The sequence below is a fragment of the Microbacterium sp. genome (genome assembly GCF_039812165.1).
Taxonomy (GTDB): domain Bacteria; phylum Actinomycetota; class Actinomycetes; order Actinomycetales; family Microbacteriaceae; genus Microbacterium.
Genome location: NZ_JBDIAB010000240.1, coordinates 1 through 3,991, shown reverse-complemented (window position 1 = coordinate 3,991; position 3,991 = coordinate 1). Strand labels below are relative to the sequence as shown.

The following is a 3,991-nucleotide window of genomic DNA, read 5'->3' as shown; positions in this document are numbered from 1 at the left end:
ACCGACCTCGTGCCCGAGACCGAGACGAACGGGCTCTCGCTCGCCGTCGCCCGGCCCGACGTCTTCGACGCGATCGAGGCGACCCTGGCCGACGGGCGCTGGTTCGACCGCGCGACGCGCGCCCTGCCCGTCGCGGTGCTGGGCGCGGTCGCCGCGGAACGGCTCGGCCTCGCGCGTGCGGGCGACCGGATCCTCGTCGGCGGCGAGTGGTACGGCGTCCTCGGCGTCCTCGACTCCGCGGGGCTCGCCACCGGCATCGACACCGCCGTGATCCTCGGCGACCGCTGGGTGCGCGCGCACTACACCGGCGAGACCGTCGGCGACGTCTCGGCCATCTACGTGCGCGCCGAGCCCGGCCGGATCGACCGGGTGCGCGACGTCCTCGCGGCCGCCGCGGCACCGGGGTCACCCTACGTCTCGGTGACGAAGCTCTCCGACCTCGCCCAGGCGCGCAGCACCGCCGACGACGCGCTCACCGCGCTCGGCCTCGTCCTCGGCGGCATCGCGCTCCTGATCGGCGGCGTCGGCATCGCCAACACCATGGTCGTCTCGGTCATGGAGCGTCGCGGTGAGATCGGGCTGCGCCGCGCCCTCGGCGCCCGCCCGGGCCAGATCGCCGCCCAGTTCGTCGCCGAGGCCGGCATCCTGTCGTTCCTCGGCGGTGTGACCGGTCTCGCGCTCGGCTCGGCCGCCGCGCTCGCGATCGCGGCCGTCTCCGCGCAGCCGGTCGTCATCCCGGTCGAGGTCGTGCTCGGCGGCCCCGCCCTCGCCGTCGCCGTCGGGGCCGTCGCGGGGCTCCAGCCCGCCGCCCGGGCGGCGCGTCTCTCGCCGACCGCGGCCCTGCGCAGCATCTGACGACCGCGACGCGGGTCTCGCGAGAGCAGTCCCCGGGAGGGCACCGACCGATCGCCGAGTCCGTCAGTCCTCGGGGATGTCGACGTCGTGGTGGTCGAAGTCGGTCGCGCCGCGCTTCCAGTACCCGTCTACTTCGACCTGACGCCTGGGGACTCCGCGCTCGTGACGCAGGTAGCGGCGGATCGGCTTCATCGCGCCGGCCTCGCCGGCGGCGAAGACGAACAGCCCGCCGAGGTCGTCGGGCAGGGCGACCGCGCGCACGGCCGTCTCGAGCGCGCCGAGATGACCCTCGCCGACGGGCGCGGTGTCTCGATGCACCCAGCGCAGGTCGAGACCCGAGACGCCGTGCAGGTCCTGCTCCTCCGCGGCGTTCGCGACCTCGACGACGGCGATCACGTGGGAGCGCGCGGGAGCCTCTTCGATGATCCTCGCGATCGCGGGGAGCGCGGTCTCGTCGCCCACGGCGAGATAGACCGGATAGTCCTCGGGGAGCAGCTGATTCGCGCTCGGACCGTTGACGACGACTCGATCGCCGACCTGCGCGTGGCGCGCCCAGACGCCCGCGACGCCGTGCTCGTGCAGGACGAAGTCGAGCGTCAGGCGGCGGGAGTCCGGATCCCACGCCCGCACGGTGTAGTCGCGATGGATCGGATCGCCGTCGCCGTCGAGCTCCCACTCGTCGCCGGTGTCGCGGTAGGCGGTGAGCGTCCCGGTCGCGGGGTCGGGGAAGAACACCTTGACGTGGTCGCCCGGAGAGAAGCGCGCGAACGGGAAGCCGTCCGCCAGGTCGTCTCCGGCCAGCTCGATGCGGCGGTACCGAGGGGTGATGTCCTCCGCCCGCACGACGCGGAGATCCCGACGGACGATGCGCGGCTGGAAGTCGAGCTGCAGCTCACCGGTGAGATTCGGTCCGGTGAAGGTCGGCAGGTCACGTGTGGGCATCTCCGTGCCTTCCTATCGCGGGAGCTCGGCGAGGAGCGGGGTCAGGAGCTCGGCGATCTCCAGGTGCGCCAGCGGTCCGTAGTTGAAGGCCCGTCCGAAGTGCCCGGTGAAGGGGGTCGGCTCGCCGTCGTGCGACACCGTCCAGGCGGTGCTGTCCACGTCGAGCACCAGGACGCGCCCGCTCTTCACGCTCTCCAGGCTCTGGATGAGCGGGTTCGCGAAGAAGTCGGCGAAGCCCTCGGCATCCTGATTGGAGATGACGAGCACGTCGCCGCTGAACGTCCCCCACAGCTCGTCGCTGATCCCGTCGTCGAGCGCCGTGTCATCCGCACTGGGGCTGGGGTCGAAGCCGAGTCTCGTGAACAGCGCCTCGGCGTCGGAGCCGGCCGTGTTGAGGAGCCCCGCGCCGAACTCCGTGCCGTAGAAGGCGACGTAGTCCACGCTCGTGCCCGCGAACTCGGGATGCTCTTCCCGGATGCGCTCGAAGGTCGCGTCGTAGTCGGCGATGACCTTCTGCGCACGCTCGGAGAGGTCGAAGACCTCGCCGAGCAGCAGGATGCGATCCTGCCAGGTGCCGTCCGCCCCGGAGTCCTCGGGGGCGCCGAGCACCGGCGCGATCGCGCCGAGCTTGTCCACCTGGGCGGGATCGGTGGCCAGGGTGTCGACGATGAGGTCAGGCGACGCGGCGGCGATCGTCTCGGCCGGGTACGGCTGGTCGCCCATCGGCCACAGCGTCTCGATCTCGACCGGGAACCTCTCCAGCGCCCACGGGTAGAACTCGATCTGCTCGTCCGTCGCCACGGGCACCACGCCGAGCGCGGCGAAGAGATCGCCGTCCCACGAGCTGGCCATCACGACGCGGCGGGGACGCTCCGCGATCTCGATCTCGCCGACCGCGGAGGTCACGACGAGCGGATACGCGGTGTTGCCCTCCGCCGGGGGAAGCAGCTCCCGCGAGTCGTCGCCCTCGCCCGCGGAGCCCGGCGCCGCGCATCCCACGAGCGACAGCAGGACGGCCAGAGCGATCAGGGTCACGGCACGCGACCTCACTCGAACACCTGTGATCGGCATGCGCGTCCTCTTTCAGCGGGTGGGGGCTCGCGAGCTCGCACGGCCTGGCACGTCGGCCGCACTCGTGTCTACGCTAGGTGAGGCAAGCCTTGCCTTGTACGCCGGATGCGACGAATGGTGCGCAGTTTCCGACAGGCTTCCGGGACCGCAGGTCCCTCTGACGCGACGCTCGAAAGGCGGCCATGTCCCGACACCACGCCGGCAGCGATGCCCCGGGAGCGCACGGGCGGATCTGGATACCGCCGGTCACCCTGACGGACATGCGCGAAGACGCCATGCACGTGCTGCTCTGGCAGGTCCGTGGAGCGATGGACGTGACGATCGCCGGTCACTCCCGCCGCGTGGACGCCGGTCACGGGCTGTGGATCCCCGCCGGCATCCCCCACGACATCGTCGTGCACGCGGACTCGGTGATGACGCCGCTGTTCTTCGAGGTGGCCGGCACCGCGACGACGCTGCGGCAGCCGACGACGGTCGCGGTGGACCGAGAGCTGAGAACGGTGCTGCTCGCGTACAACGCGTCGTGGCAGACCGCCATCCAGCACTCCGTCGACCTCGGCCGGCAGATCCTCGCGCTCATCGAGGAGCGGCCGGTGCTGCAGGTCGCCCTTCCCATGCCCGAGAGCAGGCCGGCGCAGCTCGTCGCCGAGACCCTGCGGTTCAACCCCGGCGACACGCGAAGCGTCGAGGAGCTCGCCGAGTCGGCCCACACGTCCACGCGCAGCATCGAGCGCGCGTTCCGGGCCGAGACGGGAATGACGTTGCGGCAATGGCGGATCCGCAACCGCATGGAGAACGCGGCGATCCTGTTGCGCGCGCATGCCGGCGTCGACGCCGTCTCGTCACGCGTCGGCTACACCAACGTCAACGCGTTCCGACGCGTCTTCCACGGCCACTTCGGGATGTCGCCCACCGTCTACGCGCAGCGCTACGCCGCGCGGTGACAGCCGAAAATGGCCCCTGATCGGGGTTGAATCCCGAATCAGAGGCCATTTCCACTCTGTGCGCGAGGGGGGACTTGAACCCCCACGCCCTATACGGGCACTAGCACCTCAAGCTAGCGCGTCTACCTATTCCGCCACCCGCGCATGGGTGTGTGGTTGTCGCCAACCGAAGATCGACC

Annotated in this window: 4 protein-coding genes and 1 tRNA gene; 2 read left to right on the top strand and 3 right to left on the bottom strand. The window is 71.3% G+C overall.

The features are described 5' to 3' along the window. A partial coding sequence (locus WML84_RS13560; RefSeq protein WP_347346667.1) for an ABC transporter permease occupies window positions 1–855 on the top strand: 855 nt, incomplete at its 5' end. A 63-nt stretch (window positions 856–918) separates the two neighbouring features. On the opposite strand, the gene WML84_RS13555 is transcribed toward WML84_RS13560, so the two are convergent. Continuing rightward, window positions 919–1,797 carry a siderophore-interacting protein gene (locus WML84_RS13555; protein ID WP_347346666.1) on the bottom strand — a complete coding sequence of 293 codons (879 nt, stop codon included), beginning with the start codon at window positions 1,795–1,797 and terminating at the stop codon, window positions 919–921. Window positions 1,798–1,809: 12 nt separating this feature from the next. Beyond that, on the bottom strand, window positions 1,810–2,832 hold the full coding sequence (locus tag WML84_RS13550) for an ABC transporter substrate-binding protein (RefSeq protein WP_347346665.1): 1,023 nt from the start codon (window positions 2,830–2,832) through the stop codon (window positions 1,810–1,812). Between the two features lie 296 nt (window positions 2,833–3,128). On the opposite strand from WML84_RS13550, the gene WML84_RS13545 reads away from it, so the two are divergent. After that, the gene (locus WML84_RS13545) at window positions 3,129–3,812 is read left to right on the top strand and encodes an AraC family transcriptional regulator (RefSeq protein WP_347346664.1); all 684 of its coding nucleotides are present in this window, start codon (window positions 3,129–3,131) and stop codon (window positions 3,810–3,812) included. A 59-nt stretch (window positions 3,813–3,871) separates the two neighbouring features. On the opposite strand, the gene WML84_RS13540 is transcribed toward WML84_RS13545, so the two are convergent. After that, a tRNA-Leu gene (locus tag WML84_RS13540) sits at window positions 3,872–3,956 on the bottom strand. Window positions 3,957–3,991 lie beyond the last annotated feature (35 nt).